We start from the raw sequence: 23,734 nt of genomic DNA on the forward strand, positions 1-23,734 counted from the left end.
TAGGAACGGGCCAAGCGCGCTGGTCAAGCCCGCGCAGCCAACCCAGATCGAGCCGACGCAACACGTCGACCCAAGCAAAAGAGCAAATCAGGAGACCTGCATGGCAGATATCAAGAAGCCCAAAGTGGATGCGGTGGTGGTCGGCATGGGCTGGACCGGCGCGATCATGAGCATCGAATTGGCCGCGGCCGGCCTGAACGTGGTTGCGCTGGAGCGTGGCGAAAACCGCGACAGTGCCTCGTTCGCGTATCCGAAGGTAGCCGACGAACTGAGCTACGTGCAGCGTTCCAAACTGATGCAGAGTCTCGCGCGCGAGACCGTGACCATCCGCCATACCGCGCAGGACGAAGCGTTGCCGTTGCGCCAGTACGGCGCGTTCCTGTTCGGCGACGGTGTCGGCGGATCGGGCGTGCATTGGAACGGCTTCACGTATCGGGCCACCGACGCGGACCTGAAAATCCGCAGCCATTACGAAGCGCGCTACGGCAAGAACTTCATTCCTGCCGACATGACGATTCAGGATTGGCCGGTGACCGTTGCTGAACTCGAGCCGTTCTACGACCAATTCGAATATATGGCCGGCACCTCGGGCCAGGCCGGCAACGTGCAAGGTCAATTGATCGCCGGCGGCAACCCGCTGGAAGCGCCGCGCTCGCGCAACTATGCGCTGCCGCCGTTGCCCACGGCCTACCCGGCGCAGTTGTTCGACAAAGCCGCGCGCGACTTGGGATACCACACCTATCCGACACCCGCCTCCATCGCATCGAAGGCCTATACGAACCCGTACGGCATGGAGATGGGGCCGTGTAATTTCTGCGGCTACTGCGAGCTGTTCGGTTGCTATATGTACTCGAAGGCATCGCCGCTCGCCTGCATCGTGCCGGCGCTGCTCAGGAAACCGAATTTTGAATTGCGCGACCGCTCGCAAGTGGTACGCGTCAATCTCGATGCCGGCGGCAAACGTGCCACGGGCGTCACGTATATCGACGCGCAAGGCCGCACCGTAGAGCAACCCGCTGACATCGTCGCGCTGTGCGCCTACCAGATGCACAACGTGCGCTTGCTGCTGCTCTCCGGCATCGGCAAACCGTACGATCCCGTCACAGGCGAAGGCACGGTCGGCAAGAATTATGCGTATCAAAAGAACAGCAAGCTGCCGCTGTTCTTCGACAAGGACGTAGCGATCAACCCGTTCATCGGTTCCGGCGCGGGCGGCGTGGTGTATGACGATTTCAACGCGGACAACTTCGATCACGGTCCGCTGAATTTCGTCGGCGGCGCGATCACCTTTGTCGCCGTCACCGGCGGGCGTCCGATCGCGCAAGCGGCGGTTCCCCCGGGCACGCCGAAATGGGGTTCCGGCTGGAAGAAGTCGCTCAAGGACCACTACCTTCATTCGTTCTCGATCGCGACCCAAGGCTCGGTGATGTCCTACCGCGACAACTACCTGGACTTGGATCCGACCTACAAGGATGCCTACGGGCAGCCGCTGCTGCGCATGACCTTCGACTGGAAAGATAACGAAGGCAAGATGACGCAATTCGTCAGCCAGAAAGCCGCCGAGGTCGGCCGCGCGATGAATCCCGCGCCCAAGCTCGTGACGATGAACGCGGGCAAGGTCGGCGACCACTTCGATACGGGACCGTACCAGAGCACGCACACGACCGGTGGCGCCATCGCGGGAGACCGGCCCGATAACAGCGTGGTCAACAAATATCTGCAATCGTGGGACGTGCCCAATGTGTTCGTCGCCGGCGCATGTGCATTTCCGCAAAACCTCGGGATCAATCCCACCGGCACGATCGGTGCGATGACGTATATGGCCACCAAGGCAATTCGCGAGGTGTACTTGAAGAACCCCGGTCCGCTGGTCCAAGCGTAAGAGTTCTCAAATGAAAACATATATGAACTGGATGTCGCTCGCGGCGACGCCTCTCGCGGCGCTTGCACTCACTGTCTTCGCTGCCGGCTCGGCGCAGGCGCAAAGCGCCTCGTCGTCGGCAGTGGCCGTAGCCGCCACGGGCGATGCGCAAATCATGCGGGGCGCGTATCTGTCCAAAGTGGGCGATTGCGCGGCCTGTCACACAGTCGACAAGAGCAAACCGTTCGCCGGCGGCCTGCCGCTGGCCACGCCATTCGGCACGCTGTATTCGACCAACATCACGCCGGACAACGCTACCGGCATTGGCGCTTACAGCTACGACGATTTTGCCCGGGCGCTACGCGAAGGCGTTGCCAAGGATGGTCGCCGGCTTTATCCCGCGATGCCCTATCCGTCGTACGCCAAGATCAACGACGACGATATGCATGCGCTGTATCGCTACTTCCTCGGCGGCGTGCAACCGATATCCGCGGCGAATCATGAAAATGGCTTGAATTTCCCGTTCAACATCCGCCCCTTGATGACGGTCTGGAACACGCTCTATCTGCCCAAAGGCATCTATCAGCCGGACCCGCAGCAAAGCGTCGAATGGAACCGTGGCGCGTATCTTGTGCAAGGCCTGGAGCATTGCGGCGCATGTCATACGCCGCGTGGGGTTACGGGCCAGGAGCTGTCGTTCGGCGAACAAGGCAACGGCGTATTTCTGTCCGGCTATACGCTGGCGGGATGGTACGCGCCGAATTTGCGCAGCGTAGTGGCGGACCATGGCGGCAACTGGTCGCATCAGGAGGTCGTGGCTTACTTGCGCAGCGGCCGTAGCAAAGACGGCGCAGCGTTCGGTCCGATGTCCGAGGTGATCGAGGACAGCACCCAATATCTGCACGACGACGATTTGAATGCGATCGCCACTTACCTGACCTCGCCCGCAGTACAAACCGTGGCCTCTACCGTCACGCAACCGACGCCGCCGGCCGCTGGTGCGCAAGATGTCGTGGCGACCGAATTGCGTGCCGGCCATATTGGCTCGACCGGTGCCGCCGTGTATCTGAACAGTTGTAACGCGTGCCATCGATCCGACGGTACCGGCGCGATGGCGGCCTTCCCCGCTTTGGCAGGGAATGCAGCGGTCAATACGACGGATCCGAGTTCGCTAATTCATATCGTGCTGACCGGCTCGCATATGCCCGCGACCGATGCGGCTCCCACGCCTGTGGCGATGCCCGGGTTCGGCGCGCGGCTGTCGGATCAGCAGGTGGCCGACCTGTTGAGCTTCGTGCGCAGCAGTTGGGGCAACCATGCGCCGGCCGTTACGCCGGATCAAGTGGCGAAGGTACGGAAAGTCGCGTCCAGCGCGCCATAAATCGGGCTCAAAGCGGGAACACAAGCGGGAACGTAAAGCAGGGACGCAAAACGGGGACGTATCTGGCGTGCGACGGGTAGACGGCGAGCACTTCGCCTAAGCAACAGGCGGTTTTACTGCACTGCAATATATGGTTATAATAGGGTTTGTGTTTAGGTATTAACCCTAGGAGCCATCATGCAAGCCTTAGCCAATGTTGTTACTGCCATGCCAGCCCGTAAGGTGCTGCAAATCTGCGCGGACAGCTTGAGCGACGCGTTCACGTGGGTGCGGGAACTGGCCGAAGAAGTGCGCAAGGTACGCAGCGAAGCACTGAAGCGGATGCCCTGAGCGAGTTGTCGCGCTGCATATAACGGTTGCTGGCTGGCGCAATGCCAACCGCAGCCGTGCGAGCCACTTGCTTTGCTGTGTTTTGCCGCTTTGCGTTGTTTTGTCGCTTTATTGATTGTCCTGACCCATCAGGCTTTGTTAGCTCGCGTTTAACTCGTACGCTAATGCGCCGCGCCGTTACGCGCCCAGTGCGGCATCATGCCCGCGCCATCTAGAAATCCCCCGAATCGACACTCATATAAGGCCAAAAGCCAGTCAGGGCTTGGTCACGCGGCTAGCCATCGAATTGCAATTGTTCGACTGTTGACAGTTTCCATATATCAGCCGATGATATGCTAATGCATACTGAATATACTTCCCTGATAACGGTCGCTGAGTTGCGTTCGCAAACGTTGACCGGCGTCGTTCAGCGCGAAATCGAACGCATGATCCTGAGCGGCGAACTCGCGCCAGGCGAGCGTTTGAACGAAAAACTCGTGGCTGACAAGCTGATGGTAAGCCGTGGGCCGGTTCGGGAAGCCTGCCGAGCGCTAGCGGAAATGGGTCTGGTTTATTTGGTGCCGAATCGCGGTGTCTTCATCAATCAATTGACCAAGGCGGACGCGGTGGAGGTGTACGACTTGCGCGCCGGGTTGACCGCGCTGGCGTCCTCACTACTGTGCTCGATGCTCACGGCACCCACACTTGCCGCGCTCGAAGCGCTCGTCGCGGATATGCAAATCGCCGCCGAAAATGGCGACTTCGCCAAGTTCTATCCGCTGAACGTCGAATTCCATGATTTCATCGTTCGCTCGACCGAAAACGGCCGGCTGATCAAGATGTACCGCTCGCTGGTGAAAGAGTTTCACCTGTTTCGTACGCATGGACTCATGGAGCGCGATGCGCTGCTGGCGTCCAATCTCGAGCACCACGGGATCCTCGCGGCGCTCAAGGCCAAGGATCCCCAGGCCGTGTACACCGCCAGTTTCGAGCACGTGAACTGCGGGAAAAATCGGATGCTGCTGGCGCTCGATGGCTTGCGGCTCAACTCCGCAGAAAAACGTCACGACGTCGCGACCACCCCAATCGCGTAACTATGCGCCCATAGCTTGGGTCACCACGCACCTCATCGATCAGTAATCGAACATATTACTGCGCACATTGACCAAGTGAGTGACGACCCGATTCCTGGCCGTGTCGGCATCGCGATCGCGCAACGCATCCAGCAAGGCGCGGTGCTCTCGCTGATAGGCCGCGCGCCGCTCCACGGTCATGCTCTTCTTCTTCAATAACCCCCACTCGCTGCGCTCACGCACCTTCAGCATCAACTTGAACACGCCGATGACGAAGTTGTTGTGCGTCGCGTCGGCGAGCTTCTGATGAAACGCGCCATCCCAGTACTCGAACTGCTCGAGCGTTGTCGCTAACTCCGCGTTGCGGCAGCACGCCTCCAGTTCGCCGAAGTCCGCAGCCGTGCCGTTTCTCACGACCAGATCCGTCAAACCGGGTTCGAAGATCAGCCGCGCTTCCATCAACTCGGCCGGGCTTACTTCCTCTTGCGTCTGCGGCAGCTTCTCCAGCATGTCGGCAGCCACGTACGTTCCGCTTCCCACCGTCTGCGTAATTAGCCCCAACTCCTTTAACTGAGCCAATGCGCGACGCACCGTCGAGCGCCCGACCGCATACGATTCGCTCATCTGGCGCTCGGTGGGCAGCTTCTCGCCGGGATGCCAGAGCGCGTCGCGCAGATTCGCGAGCAGCGCTTCTTTCAAGGTGTAAGCGGGGTCGGCCGATAGTGACATCGTTGGATCGCCTGAGGTTGATGAAAACGTGATCATAATATAGCGCGCAATCGATTGGTGTAAATTGGTCTTATCACTACCATAAGCGCAAGCTTCTACATCACGCCTACTCTCTCGCCCCTGACCCATCGCCCTATACATCCCAGCAGATATGTACTCATTGACGAGGCTTCGGTCGATTGCTAGTATGGTTAACTTGGTTCTGTAAAAAACCCAAATACAACCAATTGGAGAATTAATGCGTTTCGCTACTCTCGACATCGACGGCCGCGCACGGCCGGTCGTCATTTCCGACGATGCCCGCAGCTACTGCGATGTTCGCCATCTGCTGCCGGGTTTCGACGGCGACATGATCGATCTCATCGCGCAGGTACCGGCGCCCGCGCAAGCCGCGGCCTTCGCTCATATCGAGAGCTGGCAGGCGCTCGATGGCCGCCCCACACTTGCACCGCTGAACGTGCGCCGCAACATCTTTTGCGTCGGTAAAAACTACCACGAGCACGCAAAAGAATTCAGCCAGTCCGGCTTCGACAGCTCGGCCCAGACCGGCGAATTCGCACCGCCCGCGCCCGTGATTTTCACCAAACCCGCTTCGACCGTCGTCGGCGATATGGCGCCCGTGAGCGCGTTCGAACATCTGACCGAACAGCTTGACTACGAGGTCGAACTCGCCGTGGTGATCGGCAAGCCGGGGATCGGCATTACAAAGGCGCAAGCCTTCGATCACGTGTGGGGTTACACGATCGTCAACGACGTCACCGCGCGCGACCTTCAACAAAAACACCGCCAGTGGTTTCTCGGCAAATCGCTCGATACGTTTTGCCCGATGGGCCCGTGGCTCGTCACCGCCGACCAGGTCGACGGTGCCAACCTCGACGTGCGTTGCTGGATCAACGGCGAACTGCGCCAGAACGCCAACACGCGCGACCTGATTTTCGACATTCCCACGATCATCGAAACGCTGTCCGCAGGGATTACCCTGCTGCCCGGCGACGTCATCGCCACCGGTACACCAGCAGGTGTCGGGATCGGTTTCAAGCCGCCGCGTTTCCTAAAGAAGGGCGATGTAATGAAACTTTCGATCGATATGCTCGGCACACTGACTAACCATGTAAAGTAGTCATTGGCCGCTGCCCATCACGCTCTGCGCTACTGCACGAATCCAGATTGTGGACAATGGGTCGAAGCGGCAAAGCCCATAGCAATTCCGATACGAAGAAAATAAGCCAGCACAGTGCGCGCGTTGCCGTTTTGCGCGCGCTGTGACTTTATGGGCAGCTCGTGTCGAGTCACTGGAGACAGGCAACGTGAACATCAAGTCCGGATTCCCTCTACCGTTCGCCAAGCGATACGGCAAGGATCTCTACGCAGGCGCCTTGATTTTTCTATTCGGCATAGGCGCCATTTCCGCCGGTATCACTTATAACATCGGCAGTTTGAGCCGCATGGGGCCAGGATTTTTCCCGGTTGCCGTCGGCGCGATCCTTGTGTTGGTCGGGCTCGCCATCGCTTTTACCTCCAAGCGTCCCGACGCCCATGCTGAAGCGAAAGAGCATCTGCCGCCCGAATGGCGCGGCTGGATCTGCATCGCGGTGGGCGTGCTCGCCTTCGTCGTGCTCGGCAAGTACGGCGGCTTGTTGCCGGCCACCTTCGCCATCGTATTTATCTCTGCGCTTGGCGATCGCCAGAACAACGTGAAAGATGCGCTGATTCTTGCGCTCGGGATGTGCGTCATTTGCACGGTCGTATTCTGGTGGGCCCTGCAACTGCAGTTCCCGCTGTTCACGTGGGGCTGATCATGATCGAACAATCTCTACTGAATCTGATGCAGGGTTTCGGCGTGGCCCTACAGCCGCATAACCTGATGTGGTCGTTCTTCGGGGTGCTGATCGGCAACCTGATCGGCGTGCTGCCCGGCATGGGCGCGCTGTCCGCGATTTCCATGCTGCTGCCGCTCACCTACACCATGCACCCGGTGCCGGCGATCCTGATGCTCGCGGGCATTTTCTACGGCTCGCAATACGGCGGTGCGATCGGCGCCATCCTGCTGAACCTGCCGTGCCATCCTCCGCACGCGGTCACCTGCCTGGACGGCTATCCGATGACGCTGGCCGGCAAGGGCGGCACCGCGCTGGGCATTACGATGATCTCGTCGTTCTTCGCAGCCTCCGTCGGCATTATCGTGATGATCTTCGCCTCGCCGCTGCTGGTCAGCATCGCCTTCAAGTTTGGGCCGACCGAGTTGTTCTCGATCATGCTGCTCGGTCTGCTCGCGGGCGGCACCATGTCCAAGGGCTCGGCGCTCAAAGGCGTGGCGATGACCGCCATGGGGCTGCTGATCGGCATCGCGGGCACCGACGTCAACAGCGGCGTCATGCGCCTGACGTTCGGCCTGCCGGAACTCTCCGACAAGGTCGAACTCGTCGCGCTGGCGTTGGGGTTATTCGGCGTAGCCGAATTCCTGCGCAACGTGAACCGCATGCAGGTCATCGGCAGCGGCACCAAGGTCCGCTTGCGCGACATGCGTCCGAGCATCGCGGAACTCAAGCAATCGTTTCTGCCCATGGTGCGCGGCACGGCGATCGGCACCTTGTTCGGCGCCATGCCGGGCACCGGCCCGACCATCACCACGTTCATCGCCTACGCGCTCGAGAAGAAAATCTCGAAGACGCCGGAGCGCTTCGGTCATGGTGCGCTGGAGGGGGTGGCAGCTCCTGAAGCCTCCTCGCACTCGAAGACCCAGGTCGACTTCATCCCGACCATGAGCCTCGGGATCCCGGGCGACGCGGTGATGGCGCTGATACTCGGCGCCTTGCTGATCCAGGGCATACAACCCGGTCCGCAACTGATCAGCGAACACGCCGATCTGTTCTGGGGGCTCATCGCAAGCTTCTGGATCGGCAACGTGCTGCTGGTGATTTTGAACGTGCCGCTGATTGGCATCTGGGTCAAATTGCTGCGGGTGCCTTATCGTTATCTGTACCCGTCGGCATTGTTTTTTATCGCGGTCGGAGTCTACAGCACCAACAACAGTTTGTTCGAGGTGGGCGAGGTTCTGGTATTCGGCATCGCCGGGGCCATCTTCGCGGCGCTGGATTTCCATGTCGCACCGATTCTGCTCGGCTATGTGCTTGGGCCGATGGTGGAGGAATATTTCCGGCGCGCGCTGCTGCTCTCGCACGGCAACATGATGGTGTTCGTCACCCGTCCGATCAGCGCGACCTTCGTCGCGTGCAGCGCGCTGCTGGTTTTGCTCCAGGTGTTTTTCTGGGCACGCGGCTCGTTTGCGAAACGCAATACCGAGCGGCGTCTGCGTGAACAGCGGGCGAGCAGCGAACGTCTGCCTCAATAAGAAAAACGCGAAGAAAAACGCGATAAGAAAATGTAATGGGTGCAGCCGCGGCCGAAGCCATCACACGCGCCGCGGCGAGCTCCGTAACCAGCAATGGACCGCCCGCCACGGGCGGGTCCTACCAGGAGATAGCATGGCGGATGTGAAGTGGACCGGTGGCCGCGAACACTGGATCAAGAAAGGCGACATCAATCTGTTTATGTGGGAAAAGCCGGCCAAGACTGGCGTTAAACCGGCGGGCACGATCCTGTTCGTGCACGGCTCGTCGATGGCATCGCAGCCGACCTTCGACCTGCAGGTGCCAGGTCGGCCCTATTCTTCGGCGATGGACTGGTTTGCCGAACAGGGCTACAACACATGGTGTATGGATAACGAAGGCTACGGGCGCTCGGACAAAGATCGCCCGATCAACTTCGACATCAGCAACGGGGCCGACGATCTCGCGGCCGGCAGCGAATACATCGCGAAACAAAGCGGCGCCGACAAGCTGCTGGTCTACGGCATTTCATCGGGCGCGCTGAAGGCGGCGCTGTTCGCCCAACGCCATCCGGAGCGCGTCGCGCGGCTCGCTCTCGACGCGTTCGTGTGGACCGGCGACGGCAGCCCGACCCTGCATGAGCGCAAGAAAAAACTGGCCGACTTCCTCGCGAACAATCGCCGGCCTATCGATCGCGCCTTCGTACAGAGCATATTCAGTCGCGATCACGCCGACTGCGCGGACGCTACGACAGTGGGTGCATTCGCCGATGCGATCCTCACACTGGATGACTCGATGCCCACCGGCACCTATGTCGATATGTGCTCGAAACTGCCGCTGGTCGATCCGCAAAAAATAACCGTGCCTTCGCTGGTCCTGCGCGGTCAATACGACGGTATCGCCAGCATCGAAGACCTGCTCGCGTTCTTCAACCATCTGCCCAATATGGACAAGCAGTTCAGCGTGATGGCGGGAATTTCGCACGCCAGCTTCCAGCAGAAGAACTACATGATGGTCTATCACATCCTGAATGCGTTCTTCACGTTGCCCAAACCCGTCTACCAAGGCTGACCTTTCAGTGATGCTGCGATCCATCGTCGTGGGACTGCGCTTGGGCGCAGGATTGACTAAGGGGTTGAATAAGGGGTTGAGCGCGGCCGGGGTAGCCTCATTATCAAGCTCAGGCTCAGGCTCAGGCTCAGGCTCAGGCTCAGGCTCAGGCTCAGGCTCAGGCTCAGGCTCAGGCTCAAGCTCAAGCTCAAGCTCAAGCTCACGCGCACGCGCACGGTCAAGCGCAACATTAAGCGCGGGACTGATCGCAGCGCTCGCCCTCGTCGCGGGAAACGCATATGCGGCCACGGGTACGGCCACCTACCCCGCGCATCCGGTGAAAATTGTCGTCCCGTTCGGTCCAGGCGGCTACACCGACGTCGTAGCCCGGGTCCTGGCGCAAAATCTCACGCTAGGCACCGGGCAATCGTTCATCGTCGAGAATCGGCCTGGCGCCGGTTCGACGATCGGTACCGATTACGTTGCGAAGTCCAAACCCGATGGCTATACGTTGGTGATGATTTCGACCACTCACGTGATCAGTCCTTCGCTGTACAAGGATCTGCCGTACGACCCGCTGGCGAGCTTCGCCCCAGTGTCGAAACTCGCCCAAGCCTCGTACGTCCTGGTGGTCAACAACAAGGTCAAGGCTAACAACGTAAAAGAGTTCGTGGCGCTTGCCAAGGCTCAACCGGATTCGATCCGCTACGCGTCGTCGGGCAACGGCAGTTCGCAGCAATTGATGGGGGGCTTGTTTATTTCACTGACCGGCGCACCGCTCAAGCATGTGCCCTATCGCAGCAGCGCAATGGCCACGACGGACGTGCTGGGAGGTTTTGTCGAAAGCAGTTTCGCCGGCATCCCGAATGTCCTGTCGCTGATACAGTCCGGGCAAGTGCGTGCGCTCGGCGTATCCACCGCGCAGCGCAACCCGGAATTGCCTAATGTGCCCACGCTCGAAGAAGCCGGCGTACCCGGCTACGATGCGTCGATCTGGTTGGCATTGCTCGCGCCGGCCGGCACGCCTGACGATGTGGTGACGCAACTCAATGCCGAAGTGGCGCGCGCCCTGACGCGCCCTGATGCTGTGAAGGCGCTCGCCAACGCGGGCGTCGACGTCTCGTTGTCGACCCCGGCCGGTTTGAAGCAATACATGAGCACCGAACAGGTGAAGTGGAGCAAGGTCGCTAAAGACGCCGGCATCACGATCAATTAAGGCCAGTGCCGCGCCGGCCTCAGAAAGACGCGGCACACCGGCCTCAGAACAACTCGGCACGCCCGCCTCGACCGGGCTACCGCATCCGCCTCAGACGTTGAACCCGCCGTCGACTCGCAACTGCTGCGTCTGGTCGCTGGTCAGTTCTTCGATGAACTTGCGCGCCAATTCGGGGTGGGCCGCATTGCTGCTGATCCCAGCAGCATACAAGGTCGACAATTCGAATTCTTTGGGCAACAAGCCGACCAGCGTCACACCCTTCGTGTAGAGAATTTCGGTAACCTGGGTGCAGCCGATCACGTCGCCTTCCGTGTTCTGCGCCATGTGCGCCATGGCGGTGGCCCCGTTCGGATAGGGCTGCAATTTGGCTTGCACATCGTCGTAGATACCGAGCTTTTTCAGCACTTCGACGAAGTGGATGCCGGCCGTGGATCGGACCGGATCGGGCAAGTAGATCGCCGTGGCCTTTCTCAGGCTCGCGCCCAACGCATCGCGCTCGGCAATCGCGGGGGTAGCCGCGCCCGTGCGTACAGCGAGCCCGGTTCCGACACGGCCCAGCGGCACAACGCTGCCCGCTATCAGCTCACCTTTCGCTTCCAGTTCGGCAAGTATCTTTGCGGTCAAAATAACGACGTCGCACGGCGCACCGGTGTCGAACTGTTCCTTGATCGTCCATACCGCACCGAAACTGCCGCTGATCGCGGCGCCCTCGCTCGACTGAAAACCGGCTTGCAATCCCTGGACCAAGCCTTTTGCCGCGCCCGCACTTAATATGCTCAATTGCATGATCGTTCTACTTTTGTTGTTGGTTGATTAAAATTAGACCCATCAATTGGATCCGTAAATTAGTCCCGCAAATTTCGACCCGCGACTTTCCACTCGCGAATACTACCCCTCGGATCTCGCCCATCCAACGCCGCTCATCACTGGTCGACCTTGGCACCGGAAACCTTGACGACGTCGGCCCACTTCTTGATGTCGCCGTTCAGGAATTGCGCGAACTGCGAGGGGCTCATCGTCATAGGCAGCGCGCCCTGCGTTTCCCATGCCGCGCGGATCTCCGGCTTGGCGACGATCTTGGCCAGCTCCGCGTTGAGCTTGTCGACCACCGCCGGCGGCGTATTCTTCGGCGCCACCAGGCCCAGCCAGATCACCGCGTTGTACTTGGGCACGCCGGCTTCGCTCACGGTCGGCAGGTTAGGCAACACATGCGAGCGCGCATCGCCGGTCGTGGCGAGCGCCTTGACTTGGCCGCCGCGAATGAAACCTTCCATGGTGGTGGTCGCATCGAACATCATGTCGACCTGGCCGCCGATCAGATCGGTGCGAGCCTGCGAGCTGTCCTTGTAGGGCACGTGCAGAAGCGAAATGCCCGCCATTTCAGCGAACAATTCGCCCGCCATATGGTATGGAGTGCCATAGCCGGAGGACGCGAAGCTCACCGCACCCGGTTTGCTCTTGGCCAGCTTGATCAGGTCGGCCACGTTGTTGACGCCCAGCTTCGGGTTCACCACCAACACCAGGTCCGACGAATTGATCGGCGCCACCGGCACAAAGTCGCTCATCAGCTTGAATGGCTTCTTCGGGAACAGCGTCTCGTTGACCGCGTGAGTATTCGAAATCAGCAACAGCGTGTAGCCGTCAGCGCGACTTTGCGCAACGAACTGGCTGCCGATAATCGCGCCGGCGCCGGGCCGGTCTTCGACGATGAACGATTGCTTGAGCGCGAGCTGAAGCTGCTGTGCGATAACACGTCCATACACGTCTGCCGATCCACCGGCACCGTACGGTACGACGATGGTGACGGGCCGGGTCGGGTATTCCTGCGCATAACTACGCATCGCGAACGAGGCCAGTAAGCCGGCCGTCAAACCAACGACCAGAACCTTGCAGATTCGACGCAGATGGGAGCGCGCTCCCGACCGTTTGTTCATTCAAAAGTCTCCGAGACCATTCTGTGCGACTTGCGATGCGTCCGCCGCCGACAATCCGCTGCGCGGCTGGCGAATGCCGTGCGCAGTGCAGATTCTCAATGCGAGGAATGACGCGAGGATGCCGCCGATGGAAAATTGGTTTTGTTTGGTTTTTTAATAAACCAAGTCTACCCATACTAACAATGGTCAAAAGGTTCGTCAATTGGGGACTTCTTGAAAGAACGGGCTCCTTGCGGCCTCAAACTTCGCGCGCCAAAGGCTGACCAATTCGTACCATTGCGATTCACGGCTTTAAATCAATATTTGCCAGCACGGTCTGAACCATTTACCTGAAACGAGAGTCTTTAACACTGTCAATCGCCGACTTTATAAGTCCGCGTAAAAATATCGGCGCAGAAACCCGCGTAGAAAATCGACACGAAAACCGATGTCGCACCGGTTTTCGATTTGCGTCGCAACAAGCCAGTCACTTCAAAGATTCCACCAGGGGATAGGACATGTCGGTATCGGATGAAAGCATACTTTCGCAAATCATCAGCAAGTTCGGGCCAGAACTGCTCCAGGAATGGTTGAACTCATTGCTCACCTACGCGATGAAACGGGAAGCCTCCGCCGAACGAGAGCTCGAGCGTCAATGCGAAGTCTTTCTGCGAGGCATGCAAGCGGCAGCCGCAAACGGACAATCGCAGGATATCGAAAGCCGGCAATGGGAAGACGTGCGCCAGCTATTGATGGAAATTTCGCAACTGCGCGCCAGGCAGGGCTTTTCGCCCATCGATACCGCGAACTTTGTGTTTTCCCTCAAGCAACCGCTGTTTTCAAAATTGCGTGTGCACCTAGCCGACCGGCCGCTCGTGCTCGCGGAGGAAACCTGGACCGTCAGCACGCTGCTCGATAAGTTGGGACTCTTCACCATCGAGTGCTATCAGAAAAGCCGCGAACAAATCATCTTGCGTCAGCAACAGGAGCTGCTCGAGCTTTCGACGCCGGTCGTGCAGCTGTGGAAAAATGTTTTGGCCCTGCCGCTGATCGGCACGCTGGACAGTGCCCGCACGCAGGTGGTCATGGAAAACCTGCTGCAGAAGATCGTCGAAACCGGCGCGTCGATTGCCATTATCGACATCACCGGCGTGCCCACGGTCGACACGCTCGTGGCTCAGCATTTGCTCAAGACCGTCGCCGCTGCCCGGTTGATGGGCGCCGACTGCATCATCAGCGGCATCCGGCCGCAGATCGCTCAGACGATCGTCCATCTCGGCGTGAACCTCGAGGATGTCGTCACCAAGGCAACGCTTGCCGACGCGTTTGTCATTGCCCTTCAACGAACCGGCTCGACCATTTCCTACTCGACTGCGAGTCATTGAGCGTCTATGGAACGAATCCCTATTCTGCGAATGGGCCGCTTGTTACTGGTCACCATTCAAGTCGACATGCACGACAAGCTGGCGATGACGCTGCAGGACGATCTCACCATGCGGATCGTGCAGGACAACGCCAAAGGTGTGCTGATCGATATCTCGGCGCTCGATATCGTCGACTCTTTCATCGGTCGAATGATAGGCAACACCGCGGCGATGGCTCGGATCCTGGACGCTCAGACCGTGGTGGTCGGCATGCAGCCTGCGGTCGCCATTACCCTGGTGGAACTGGGCCTGCGCCTGGACGGCGTTCGCACGGCGCTTAACGTGGAGCGCGGCATGGCGTTGTTCGACAACGTATTGTTGAAGTGAGCGTGGCTGGCGCCCAGCTTGCCAGCGCTTTTAGTCATGCCCCGATGGCTCACTCCTGCCCGACTGCCCGTTTAGCCCCGCTTCTAGCTGCGCGTCTAGCTGCCTGCGCGGTTGCCCGCTTGGATGCCCTTGTTGCCTGCTTGGTTGTATTGACGATCTATGACGACATTTCAGAGTAACCCCGCCACGGCCCCACCCGATATCCTGCCGCTGCGCTCGAGCGAGGATGTCGTGCGTCTGCGTCAGCAGGTCAGGGAGCGCGTGCTGTCGATCCGTTTAAGCCTCGTCGACCAGACGAAATTTGTCACTGCCGCCAGCGAACTCGCACGCAACACGCTGGACTACGGCGGCGGCGGGGAAGCGCACATCGAAATGATCGCAAATGGCGGGCGCAACGGTGTGCGAATCGCCTTTATCGATCGTGGCCCCGGCATTGCCGATCTTGACCAAGCGTTAAGCGACGGCTTTACCAGCGGCAACGGTATGGGCCTTGGGTTGGGCGGCGCAAAACGGCTCTCGGATGAGTTCTCTGTCGAAACGAAGGTCGGCGAAGGCACCACCGTCACCATAACCAAATGGAAATCGTTTTGATCGAACTCTTGCCGCAATTGGTTTTCCCGATCGGCGAATCGAGTCACGTCGCCGCCGCCAGGCGGGGCGCGAGCGAAATGGCGCGCGCGCTTTCGTTCGACGCAACGCGCATCGGCCGCGTGGCGATTATCGTCACCGAGGCCGCGACCAATATTCTGAAGCACGCGAGCCATGGTTCACTGATAGTGCGCGATGTCAGTCAGGACGGCCCGGTTGGAATCCATGCGGGAATCAATGCGGGAATCAATGCGGGAATTGACGCGGGAATTGAAATTATTGCGCTCGATTCGGGCCCCGGCATCGCCAACCTGAATGCGAGCTTGCGTGACGGCGTGTCGACCGCGGGCAGCCCCGGCACCGGCCTCGGGGCAATGCAACGGCTCTCGGAACACTTCGACGCGTACACGGTGCCGGGCCTCGGCAGTGCGTTCTGCATGACCGTGCGGGCCGGCACCAACGCAGCGCCCGCCACCGCGGCACTGCTGGGGGCGGTGTGTTTGCCGATCGCGAGCGAAGAAGTGTGCGGCGACTCATGGCACGCCGAGATGAGCGGGCGGGCACTTTCCGTCATGGTGGCCGATGGGCTCGGCCATGGCCCCGATGCGCGCGTCGCATCGCAGGCCGCACTGCTCGCACTGAAAGGGCGCGGTGCGCTGTTGTCGCCCACCCGTTTGCTGGAACTGGCTCACGCGGCGGCACGGTCGACCCGTGGCGCCGCGGTTGCGGCGGCCCGCATCGATTTCGATCAAGGGCTGGTTTCGTTTGCGGGAGTGGGCAACATCGCCGCGTCCATCCATGGCCCCGATGGGCGGCGGCAAATGATGTCGCATAACGGCATCGTCGGTCATAATGTCCGCAAGATCCAGGAGTTCAGTTTCGCCTGGACGCCGGATTCGATATTGATCCTTCACTCCGACGGCCTCGGGACCCACTGGGACTTGCAAAGCTATTTGGGCCTGGCACATCGGCACCCCGCGCTGAGCGCGGCGATCCTCTACCGGGACCACGTCCGGCCACGCGACGACGCTTGCATCGTGGTGATCAAGAACGACCTCTCTACCCTAGGCCAGCCATGACTTTGCGCATCCTGACGGTAGGCATCACGCACGAGCACGATGTGGTCGCGGCGCGTCAGCGTGCCCGGCAGATCGCCGCCTTGCTTGGTTTCGCCCGGCAGGACCAGACCCGCATCGCGACCGCGGTATCCGAGCTGGCCCGCAATGCGCACGAGTACGCTCGCGGCGGCCGGGTGGAGTTCTCGATCGAAGGCGAATCCAAGCCGCAGGTCCTGACGATGGAAATCTCGGATCGAGGCGACGGGATCAAGGATCTCGATCTCATCTTGAAGGGCGGCTACCGTTCCGAGACCGGCCTGGGCGTGGGGCTGCTCGGCGCCACCCGCTTACTCGACCAGTTCGATATCCAGACGCAACCCGGTGTGGGCACCCGCATCACGCTCAAGAAGCTTTTGCCGCCCGGCACCGAGCTTATCTCGGCGAAAAAACTGGGCACGCTCAGCTCGCAGTTGGCCGCGTTGCCGGCCAATATCGGGCTGCTCGAAGTGCAAGCGCAAAACCAGGAACTGCTCAGCACACTGGCCGAGCTGCGCGCGCGCCAGGAAGAACTGCTGCAGTTGACGCGCGAGCTTGAGGACACCAATCGCGGCGTGGTCGCGCTGTACGCAGAGCTCGACGAAAAAGCGAATCATCTGCGGCGCGCCGACGAGATGAAATCGCGATTCCTGTCGAACATGAGCCACGAATTCCGCACCCCGCTCAGTTCGATCCGGGCCTTGTCGAAATTACTGCTCGACCACACGGATGGTCCGCTAACGTCCGAGCAGGAAACGCAAGTGGCCTTCATCCTGAAAGGCGCCGAAGGGCTTTCGGAACTCGTCAACGATCTTCTCGATCTGGCCAAGATCGAAGCGGGCAAAACAGAAATCCGGATTGCCGAGTTCGAAGTGCAAGCGCTGTTCGGCGCGCTGCGCGGCATGCTGCGACCCTTGCTGCTGACTGAGTCGGTGAATCTACAATTTCATGTCCACGGCCACATTCCACGCATGCATACGGACGAGGCCAAGGTATCGCAGATCCTGCGTAACTTTATCTCCAATGCGCTCAAGTTCACCGAGCGCGGCAGCGTCGAAGTGAGTGCCGCCCTGACACCGGACGCACAGGCCGTCACGTTCGCCGTGCGCGATACCGGTCTTGGCATCGATCCGGAGAGCCAGGGAATAATTTTCGAAGAGTTCAGCCAGGTTCAAAATCACCTGCAGCAACGGGTCAAGGGCACCGGCCTGGGCCTGCCCTTGTGCCGCAAACTGGTGAATTTGCTCGGCGGTACGATAGCACTCGAAAGCACGCCGGGAAAAGGCTCGGTCTTTTCCGCGAGCATCCCGATCACTTATCCGGGCGACAGCGATGCGCTTCGCTCCGACCTGCTGTTGAGCGGGACACCCGAAGGGCAGTTGCCGGTCTTGATCATCGAAGATCAGCAAGAAACGCGCTTGCTTTACGAAAAATTCCTGCGTAACTCCGCCTATCATCCGATCGCAGTCAAGAATCTGCGCGAAGCCGATGAAGTCTTGAAAGCGACAACGCCGTCGGCCATCGTGCTCGACATCATATTGAACGGACAGGATTCGTGGCAGTGGCTGGCGGAACTGAAGAACAACGGGGCTATGTCGCAGATTCCGTTGATCATTGCAACCGAGGTGGACGACCGGCGCAAGGGCGTCGTGCTTGGCGCCGATGCGTTCTTTCTCAAGCCGTTGTTTCGCGAGGAGTTACTCGCAACGTTGGGGCGACTCACCGGTCTTCAGCCCGATGCAAGCGCAGCATACCCGTACCGCGATGTCGGCGCCGCCAGCGCCGACGCACGCATCGCACCCTCGGACCCGACCTGGCGAGAGAGCGTGAGTGATGACTAATCCTGTCACGCCTACCCCCGATCAGCTCCTGATCCTCAACGTCGACGACAACGACGGCGCGCGCTATGCGAAAAGCCGTATCCTGCGCCTGGCTGGCTTCGCGATTGTCGAAGCCAGCAATGGCGCGGATGCGCTACGCGTCGTCAGAGAATCGTCGCCGGTGCTGGTTTTGCTTGATACCAAACTGCCGGATCTGAGCGGCTTCGATGTATGTAAAAACATCAAGGCCGATCCTCAAACCGAGGACGTGCTCGTCCTGCAAACCTCGGCGTCGTTTCTCAATAGCGCCGACAAAATTCGCGCATTGGATGGAGGCGCCGACAACTACCTGGTCGAGCCCATCGAGGCCGATGAATTGATCGCGAACGTCAATGCGCTGTTGCGGCTGCGCAAGGTCAAGCAAAACCTCAGCGAAAGCGAAATGCGGTTTCGGCAGATTGCCGAGAATATTGCCGATGTGTTCTGGATATTCACGCCGCAAGATAGCCATCTGCTCTACGTGAGCCCCGCCTACGAGGCCTTGTGGCAGCGCGATAGCGAGCGGCTCAAGACCGATCCGGGCGACTGGATCAACTCGGTGCATCCCGATGACAGGCAGCGGGTGAAGGAAGCGTTTTCGGATTTCCGCTCCTCGGAACCGTTCGAGCTGACCTATCGATTGCTGTTAGCCGGCGGCAGCGTGCGCTGGATTCGCGACCGCGGTTATCCGGTCAAGGACAAAAGCGGAAGGCTGTTTAGAATCGCCCGGATTTCGCAGGATGTCTCCGATCGCAAAATGGCGGAAGACCTGCTCAATGCGGCCAATCGGCGCAAGGACGAGTTTCTGGCGACGCTCGCCCATGAACTGCGTAACCCTTTGGGGCCTATCCTGCATTCGGTCGAGTTACTGAAGACAGACCCCTCGCTCGAACGTGTCTCCCAAAGCGGGCCGATGATAGAACGTCACACGCGCCATTTGATGCGCCTGGTCGATGATCTGCTCGATATTTCTCGCGTGACGCAAGGCAAGGTCACCATCAAGCGCGATCGGGTCGAGTTGAAGAGCTTTCTTTCGACGGCAGTCGAAGCTGTCGAACCGTTTCTGCAAAGCCGCCGGCATCAATTGCAGGTCGACGTGCCCGACGAGGACATCTGGCTGGACGGAGACGCGGTCCGATTGGCGCAGATCGTCGGCAACGTTTTGCACAACGCAGGCAAGTATACGGCTCAGGGTGGCCTGATCCGCTTGCAGGCACAGCGCATCGATACGAACGTGCGCATTTCGGTGAGCGATAATGGCATCGGAATAGAACCGGAAAAGCAACTCGATATTTTCGAGCTTTTCGTACAAGCCGATCATTCTTCGGACAGGGCGCAGGATGGACTGGGGATAGGTCTTTCGCTGGTCAAGACCCTGGCGTTGCTTCACAACGCGACAATACGCGTGGTGAGCCCCGGGAAGGACTGCGGAAGTACGTTTGAAATCGACTTTCCGATCGCGCCGGTGATTGCCGATGCGGCGGGTGGTACGGTGAGCGAGACGGCGGCCCAGACGGGTACAAGTGCGGCCACGAACGTGGGCACAAAGGCGGGTACGGCTGCGGGTACGGCCGCGGCCGCGCATGCTCCAACGAGCAAGGCGGCCAACACAACAGGCATCAAGCCCGACCCGAACGCCGACGCCCCACGATCGCTGCGCCAAGCGCGTGGTCGGATTTTGATCGTCGACGACAACTCCGACTCTGCCGAAGCGCTGTCCCAGCTCCTGCAGTTGGACGGCTTCGAAGTCGATACCGAGGCCGATGGCCCTGCGGCGCTTAGATACATGGAACGGCACGACCCCTGCGTCATTTTTCTCGACATCGGCCTACCCGGCATGAACGGCTACGAGCTCGCGCAGAAGCTGCGCCAGTTGCCGGCCACGCGCCACGCCGTGCTAGTCGCCCTCACTGGCTACGGGCAGGAGAAGGATAAGAATCAGGCGTTCGAGGCTGGGTTCGATCATCACCTTGTGAAGCCCGCCGATATTGCGCAGGTTCGCGCAATATTGGCGAGTTGGTGCGGCTAGGCCAGAACAGCTCTGTATTGCTATCGAAGCAACGGCGCTGCGTTCCCGCCACGAACGCTTGGGCATCACGCGCCGCGGCCACCGCATCCGCCATACCAAAGAACTCGTGTGTCGCGCCATCGTAGTTGCGATGTTCCACCGCAACGCCCACCTTGCGCAATTCCGTGACCAGCTTTTCACCATCCGAGCGCAAAGGATCGATCCCGGCCGTGATCACCGTGGTCGGCGGCAAGTTCGACAGCTCTGCGCTCACCACATCGATCAAGGGGTTCTTCAAGTCCGACTTTTCGTTGATGATCTGCTCGAAGAACCACAACATCATGGCCTTGTTCAGCGGCTTCGCGTTGCGATTTTCCTCGTACGACAGCGAGAAGGTATTGTTACTCGCGACCGGGTAGATCAACGCCTGGTGCACGGGCGCCTGCAAGCCGTAATCGCGTGCATGGATGGCGACATTGATGGCAAGGTTGGCGCCGGCGCTCTCGCCCATCACGGCAATGCGCGCGGGATCGCCACCGAGGGCGGCCGCATTGTCGAGCACCCAGCGCCATGCCGCGAACGCGTCTTTGTGCGCGGCCGGAAACTTGAATTCGGGGGCGCGCCGATAGTCAGCCGATACGACGATGGCATCGGCTTGTGCCGCAATCGCACGCGGCGACGCATCGTACACATCGAGATCGGCGATCACCCAACCGCCGCCATGAAAATAAAGTATGACGGGGAACGGCCCGTCGCCCGCCGGGGTGTACACGCGAGCCGGGTTGGTGCCGTCGGCGCCCGTGATCGTGATGTCCTGGCTGCGTACCGACTGGACTGCCGCCGGCACTTCGTCACTGCGGCCCCGCTGTTCTACCAGACGCTTGACGGCGTCGGCCGGTGTGGGTTGTTGGCGCGCTTGCGCGGGCGTGCAGTCTTCTATCGGCTTGGGATTCAGGCTCTGCAGTGCGTCGAGCACGGCTTTCATGTCGGCGTCGGCGTGCTCGGTCGGGTCCAGGCCGATGACGCCTTTGATGGTTTCGGTTAAGTTCATGAGGTCGCTCCGCAATAGGATGTTATGCGAGTCACGCGTAAAGCGTAATCCAACCATCAGGTAGCAAGCGGCGTTCCCGGCTCAAGCAGCGGCGCGCGAGACGTGGACCCTGGTGCTGTAAGGGACCGCCTTCCGCGATAGGGGTCGGCCTGCCGTGATTGCACGCATGGCGTCGAAACGTGTAAAACTATCTGTCCGACCCCGCCGATGCGCCCGGAACGTGGACGCACTTTTAGAAGCCGACAGGAGGCTTATCGATGCAGTACAAGAATCTCGGTCACACAGGTCTGAACGTATCCCGGCTTTGTCTGGGCACGATGACCTTTGGCCTGCAAACCGAACAACGTGTGGCGTTTGAAATCGTCGACAAGGCGGTCGAAGCCGGCGTGAATTTCATCGACACCGCAGACGTGTATCCACTCGGGGGCGACCTCAAGAGCGTCGGGCGCACCGAGGAAATCCTCGGTGCCTGGCTCAAGGGCCGGCGCAGCCAATTCATCGTGGCCACCAAAGCCGTCGGCCAGATGGGCCCGCACCCATGGAATCAGGGCGCTTCGCGCAAACACCTGCTCGATGCCATCGACGCATCGCTGCAGCGCCTCGGTACCGATTATGTCGACCTGTACCAATTGCACACCGACGACTCCACCACGCCGCTGGACGAAACCCTGGAAGCGCTGGACGTGATCGTGCGCTCAGGCCGCGCACGCTATATCGGCGTCTCTAATTTTCTGGCCTACCGGCTCGCCAAGGCGCTCGGCCGTGCCGACACCCTGCGCCTGACCCGTATGGTCTCGGTACAGCCGCGCTACAGCCTGCTGTTTCGCGAGATCGAACGCGAACTGTTGCCGTTGGCCAAGGAAGAACATCTGGGCGTGATTTCCTACAATCCGCTGGCCGGTGGTTTGCTGACCGGCAAGCACAAGCTTACGGCAACGCCGCCCGAAGGCCGTTTCACGCTGGGTAGCGCGGGTAGCCGGTATCAAAGCCGCTACTGGCACGAGCGCGAATTCGCCACCATCGAAGCGTTGCGCGGCGCGGCGCAAGAAGCCGGCGTGTCGCTCACCACGGCCTCGGTTGCCTGGGTGCTTGCCAACCCGGTAGTGACGTCGGCCATTCTCGGCGCGAGCCGTCCCGAGCAACTGACCGATACGCTTGCCGCCATCGATCTGCAATTGGACGCAGGGTTCAAATCGAAACTCGACGAACTCACGGCCGAATACCGCATGGGTGATGCGGTGCGCTAAGCGCCGCGGTTAGCCGCCTCAGTTAGCCGCATCAGGCAGTAGCATTCAGGCGCGGCTCTGGGCACAGTACGCCGCGCCCGATGCGATCAGCGCGGAGGCGCTCTCCCCCGTATAACCCGCATCGCGCAGCACACGCACGGTATCGTTGCCCGGCACGGGCAACGGCAGTTGCGACGCACGCAAGTGGGCAATGCCCGGGCCCGGCATCGGGCCGGCCGCTGTCGCGACGTACACGCCTTGCTCAAGGTTGTGCGCGTCGCGGCCCGCTTCCTCCATCGTCAGCACCGGCGTGCAGCACGCATCCGACGCACCGAACACATTCGCCCAATGGCTTTGCGGATGCGCCTTGAACAAGCGCGCAATCGTCTCGGCAGTCGCGGGCCAGGTCGCGCGGTCCAACTGCGACGCCGGATCGACTGCCGCGCCGGCCCCGAGTTGGGTCAGGAAGATCGCGTAGAACGCGGGCTCGATCGCACCGACCGCCATAAAGCGGCCGTCGGACGTCGCGTACGTGCGATAGTACGGCGCCGCGCCGTCCAGGACATTATCGCCACGCTGTGCCGACCACTGCCCCGACGCCAACAGGCTATACGGAAACGCCATCAAGCTCGCAGCACCACGCAGGATGCTGGTTTCGATCACGGTGCCGCGACCCGTGGCGCGCGCGTGCAGGCACCCTGCCAGCACACCGCTGACCAGTTGCAGGGCTGAGCCGTAATCGCCGACCAGGTTCAATGGCGGCAACGGCTGCTCTCGCGTACCGACCGTGCCGAGCACGCCTGCTGCGGCCAGGAAATTGATGTCGTGTCCGGCCCGCACGGATTGTTCGCCCGTAGCACCCCAACCGCTGACGCGCCCATAGACCAATGCGGGCTGGCGAGCCATGCATTGCGCAGGCCCCAGGCCGAGCCGTTCCATCACGCCGGGACGAAAGCCCTCCAGCAGGATGTCGCTGCGCTCGATCAATTGCTGAGCAGCGGCCAAGCCGTCCGGATGTTTAAGATCCAGCACGATAGATCGCTTGCCGCGCGCGAGGAAATCGCATTCGGGCGGCACAGGCAGACCGAGATCGGACGCGGCCGGACGATCGATGCGTATCACTTCCGCGCCCAGATCGGCGAGCGTCATGGCGCAAAAAGGAATGGGGCCGATGGCGGGCATTTCGACGACTCTCACGCCGCTCAGTAGGTCGGTCATGCGCACCTCCTTGGTAGGTACAGACAGCGGGGTACAGGCGATGAGGTACAGACGGGACGATGACGGGATCGAGACGCC

20 protein-coding genes and 1 pseudogene are annotated in these 23,734 nt (G+C 60.4%); 16 read left to right on the top strand and 5 right to left on the bottom strand.

Translation table 11 applies throughout. The features are described from left to right. Positions 1-100 precede the first annotated feature (100 nt). The 4 genes from GSQ77_RS19670 (at position 101) to GSQ77_RS19685 (ending at position 4,645) form a co-directional block, all read left to right on the top strand. Positions 101-1,882: a GMC family oxidoreductase gene (locus GSQ77_RS19670; protein WP_158904457.1), complete on the top strand. Its 1,782-nt coding sequence runs from the start codon at positions 101-103 to the stop codon at positions 1,880-1,882. Positions 1,883-1,892: 10 nt separating this feature from the next. Continuing rightward, positions 1,893-3,242, top strand: a complete 1,350-nt coding sequence (locus GSQ77_RS19675; RefSeq protein WP_254067709.1) for a c-type cytochrome — start codon at positions 1,893-1,895, stop codon at positions 3,240-3,242. A gap of 177 nt (positions 3,243-3,419) precedes the next feature. After that, positions 3,420-3,572, top strand: a complete 153-nt coding sequence (locus tag GSQ77_RS19680; RefSeq protein ID WP_158904458.1) for a hypothetical protein — start codon at positions 3,420-3,422, stop codon at positions 3,570-3,572. Positions 3,573-3,910: 338 nt separating this feature from the next. Then, positions 3,911-4,645 (top strand): FCD domain-containing protein, encoded by a 735-nt coding sequence (locus tag GSQ77_RS19685; protein WP_158904459.1) that lies wholly within the window; start codon positions 3,911-3,913, stop codon positions 4,643-4,645. Between the two features lie 39 nt (positions 4,646-4,684). Here the strand turns inward: GSQ77_RS19685 and GSQ77_RS19690 are convergent, their stop codons facing one another. Continuing rightward, positions 4,685-5,353 carry a FadR/GntR family transcriptional regulator gene (locus GSQ77_RS19690; protein ID WP_158904460.1) on the bottom strand — a complete coding sequence of 223 codons (669 nt, stop codon included), beginning with the start codon at positions 5,351-5,353 and terminating at the stop codon, positions 4,685-4,687. 238 nt (positions 5,354-5,591) lie between these two features. Here GSQ77_RS19690 and GSQ77_RS19695 point away from each other — a divergent pair, with 238 nt between their 5' ends. The 5 genes from GSQ77_RS19695 to GSQ77_RS19715 all read left to right on the top strand — a co-directional run bounded on the left by GSQ77_RS19695 (position 5,592) and on the right by GSQ77_RS19715 (position 10,948). After that, positions 5,592-6,473, top strand: coding sequence for a fumarylacetoacetate hydrolase family protein (locus GSQ77_RS19695; RefSeq protein WP_158904461.1), 882 nt, complete (start codon positions 5,592-5,594; stop codon positions 6,471-6,473). 187 nt (positions 6,474-6,660) lie between these two features. Then, the gene (locus GSQ77_RS19700; protein ID WP_254067710.1) at positions 6,661-7,149 is read left to right on the top strand and encodes a tripartite tricarboxylate transporter TctB family protein; all 489 of its coding nucleotides are present in this window, start codon (positions 6,661-6,663) and stop codon (positions 7,147-7,149) included. A 2-nt stretch (positions 7,150-7,151) separates the two neighbouring features. Next, positions 7,152-8,705, top strand: coding sequence for a tripartite tricarboxylate transporter permease (locus GSQ77_RS19705; RefSeq protein WP_158904462.1), 1,554 nt, complete (start codon positions 7,152-7,154; stop codon positions 8,703-8,705). A gap of 133 nt (positions 8,706-8,838) precedes the next feature. Then, entirely contained in the window at positions 8,839-9,753 is a 915-nt protein-coding gene (locus tag GSQ77_RS19710) for an alpha/beta hydrolase (protein WP_158904463.1), read from the top strand. Positions 9,754-10,069: 316 nt separating this feature from the next. Next, positions 10,070-10,948 (top strand): tripartite tricarboxylate transporter substrate binding protein, encoded by an 879-nt coding sequence (locus tag GSQ77_RS19715; protein WP_254067711.1) that lies wholly within the window; start codon positions 10,070-10,072, stop codon positions 10,946-10,948. A gap of 90 nt (positions 10,949-11,038) precedes the next feature. Here GSQ77_RS19715 and GSQ77_RS19720 read toward each other — a convergent pair whose 3' ends face one another. Together GSQ77_RS19720 and GSQ77_RS19725 are read right to left on the bottom strand one after the other, a co-directional pair. Then, positions 11,039-11,734, bottom strand: coding sequence for a substrate-binding domain-containing protein (locus tag GSQ77_RS19720; RefSeq protein WP_254067712.1), 696 nt, complete (start codon positions 11,732-11,734; stop codon positions 11,039-11,041). A 137-nt stretch (positions 11,735-11,871) separates the two neighbouring features. After that, positions 11,872-12,882, bottom strand: a complete 1,011-nt coding sequence (locus tag GSQ77_RS19725; RefSeq protein WP_158904464.1) for a tripartite tricarboxylate transporter substrate binding protein — start codon at positions 12,880-12,882, stop codon at positions 11,872-11,874. A gap of 497 nt (positions 12,883-13,379) precedes the next feature. Between GSQ77_RS19725 and GSQ77_RS19730 the strand changes: the two genes are divergently transcribed. The 6 genes and pseudogenes from GSQ77_RS19730 to GSQ77_RS19755 form a co-directional block, all read left to right on the top strand. After that, positions 13,380-14,246, top strand: coding sequence for an STAS domain-containing protein (locus GSQ77_RS19730; protein WP_158904465.1), 867 nt, complete (start codon positions 13,380-13,382; stop codon positions 14,244-14,246). A gap of 6 nt (positions 14,247-14,252) precedes the next feature. Beyond that, positions 14,253-14,612: an STAS domain-containing protein gene (locus GSQ77_RS19735; RefSeq protein WP_158904466.1), complete on the top strand. Its 360-nt coding sequence runs from the start codon at positions 14,253-14,255 to the stop codon at positions 14,610-14,612. A 159-nt stretch (positions 14,613-14,771) separates the two neighbouring features. Then, a complete protein-coding gene (locus tag GSQ77_RS19740) occupies positions 14,772-15,203 on the top strand; it encodes an anti-sigma regulatory factor (protein WP_158904467.1) in 432 nt (143 codons plus the stop codon). Continuing rightward, on the top strand, positions 15,188-16,279 hold the full coding sequence (locus tag GSQ77_RS19745) for an ATP-binding protein (protein ID WP_158904468.1): 1,092 nt from the start codon (positions 15,188-15,190) through the stop codon (positions 16,277-16,279). Before GSQ77_RS19740 ends, GSQ77_RS19745 begins: the two co-directional genes overlap by 16 nt. After that, positions 16,276-18,135 (top strand): ATP-binding protein, encoded by a 1,860-nt coding sequence (locus GSQ77_RS19750; RefSeq protein WP_158904469.1) that lies wholly within the window; start codon positions 16,276-16,278, stop codon positions 18,133-18,135. The genes GSQ77_RS19745 and GSQ77_RS19750 overlap by 4 nt, the downstream gene beginning before the upstream one ends. Next, positions 18,128-20,104, top strand: a pseudogene (locus GSQ77_RS19755) (response regulator); the annotation flags it as partial. The gene GSQ77_RS19750 and the pseudogene GSQ77_RS19755, both read left to right, overlap by 8 nt. On the opposite strand, the gene GSQ77_RS29615 reads toward GSQ77_RS19755, so the two are convergent. Then, entirely contained in the window at positions 20,061-21,212 is a 1,152-nt protein-coding gene (locus GSQ77_RS29615) for an alpha/beta hydrolase (protein ID WP_158904471.1), read from the bottom strand. The pseudogene GSQ77_RS19755 and the gene GSQ77_RS29615 sit on opposite strands and share 44 nt — an antisense overlap. A 257-nt stretch (positions 21,213-21,469) precedes the next feature. Here GSQ77_RS29615 and GSQ77_RS19765 point away from each other — a divergent pair, with 257 nt between their 5' ends. Next, positions 21,470-22,459, top strand: a complete 990-nt coding sequence (locus GSQ77_RS19765) for an aldo/keto reductase (RefSeq protein WP_158904472.1) — start codon at positions 21,470-21,472, stop codon at positions 22,457-22,459. 45 nt (positions 22,460-22,504) lie between these two features. Here the strand turns inward: GSQ77_RS19765 and GSQ77_RS19770 are convergent, their stop codons facing one another. After that, positions 22,505-23,656: a CaiB/BaiF CoA-transferase family protein gene (locus tag GSQ77_RS19770; RefSeq protein ID WP_216854921.1), complete on the bottom strand. Its 1,152-nt coding sequence runs from the start codon at positions 23,654-23,656 to the stop codon at positions 22,505-22,507. Positions 23,657-23,734: the final 78 nt, after the last annotated feature.

Source organism: Burkholderia sp. L27(2015), assembly GCF_009765705.1.
Lineage (GTDB): Bacteria > Pseudomonadota > Gammaproteobacteria > Burkholderiales > Burkholderiaceae > LMUX01.

Coding starts and splice junctions, on each gene's coding strand:
- GSQ77_RS19670 (WP_158904457.1), top strand. CDS start 101: ATGGCAGATATCAAGAAGCCCAAAGTGGATGCGGTGGTGGTCGGCATG.
- GSQ77_RS19675 (WP_254067709.1), top strand. CDS start 1,893: ATGAAAACATATATGAACTGGATGTCGCTCGCGGCGACGCCTCTCGCG.
- GSQ77_RS19680 (WP_158904458.1), top strand. CDS start 3,420: ATGCAAGCCTTAGCCAATGTTGTTACTGCCATGCCAGCCCGTAAGGTG.
- GSQ77_RS19685 (WP_158904459.1), top strand. CDS start 3,911: ATGCATACTGAATATACTTCCCTGATAACGGTCGCTGAGTTGCGTTCG.
- GSQ77_RS19690 (WP_158904460.1), bottom strand. CDS start 5,353: ATGTCACTATCGGCCGACCCCGCTTACACCTTGAAAGAAGCGCTGCTC.
- GSQ77_RS19695 (WP_158904461.1), top strand. CDS start 5,592: ATGCGTTTCGCTACTCTCGACATCGACGGCCGCGCACGGCCGGTCGTC.
- GSQ77_RS19705 (WP_158904462.1), top strand. CDS start 7,152: ATGATCGAACAATCTCTACTGAATCTGATGCAGGGTTTCGGCGTGGCC.
- GSQ77_RS19710 (WP_158904463.1), top strand. CDS start 8,839: ATGGCGGATGTGAAGTGGACCGGTGGCCGCGAACACTGGATCAAGAAA.
- GSQ77_RS19720 (WP_254067712.1), bottom strand. CDS start 11,734: ATGCAATTGAGCATATTAAGTGCGGGCGCGGCAAAAGGCTTGGTCCAG.
- GSQ77_RS19725 (WP_158904464.1), bottom strand. CDS start 12,882: ATGAACAAACGGTCGGGAGCGCGCTCCCATCTGCGTCGAATCTGCAAG.
- GSQ77_RS19730 (WP_158904465.1), top strand. CDS start 13,380: ATGTCGGTATCGGATGAAAGCATACTTTCGCAAATCATCAGCAAGTTC.
- GSQ77_RS19735 (WP_158904466.1), top strand. CDS start 14,253: ATGGAACGAATCCCTATTCTGCGAATGGGCCGCTTGTTACTGGTCACC.
- GSQ77_RS19740 (WP_158904467.1), top strand. CDS start 14,772: ATGACGACATTTCAGAGTAACCCCGCCACGGCCCCACCCGATATCCTG.
- GSQ77_RS19745 (WP_158904468.1), top strand. CDS start 15,188: ATGGAAATCGTTTTGATCGAACTCTTGCCGCAATTGGTTTTCCCGATC.
- GSQ77_RS19750 (WP_158904469.1), top strand. CDS start 16,276: ATGACTTTGCGCATCCTGACGGTAGGCATCACGCACGAGCACGATGTG.
- GSQ77_RS29615 (WP_158904471.1), bottom strand. CDS start 21,212: ATGAACTTAACCGAAACCATCAAAGGCGTCATCGGCCTGGACCCGACC.
- GSQ77_RS19765 (WP_158904472.1), top strand. CDS start 21,470: ATGCAGTACAAGAATCTCGGTCACACAGGTCTGAACGTATCCCGGCTT.
- GSQ77_RS19770 (WP_216854921.1), bottom strand. CDS start 23,656: ATGACCGACCTACTGAGCGGCGTGAGAGTCGTCGAAATGCCCGCCATC.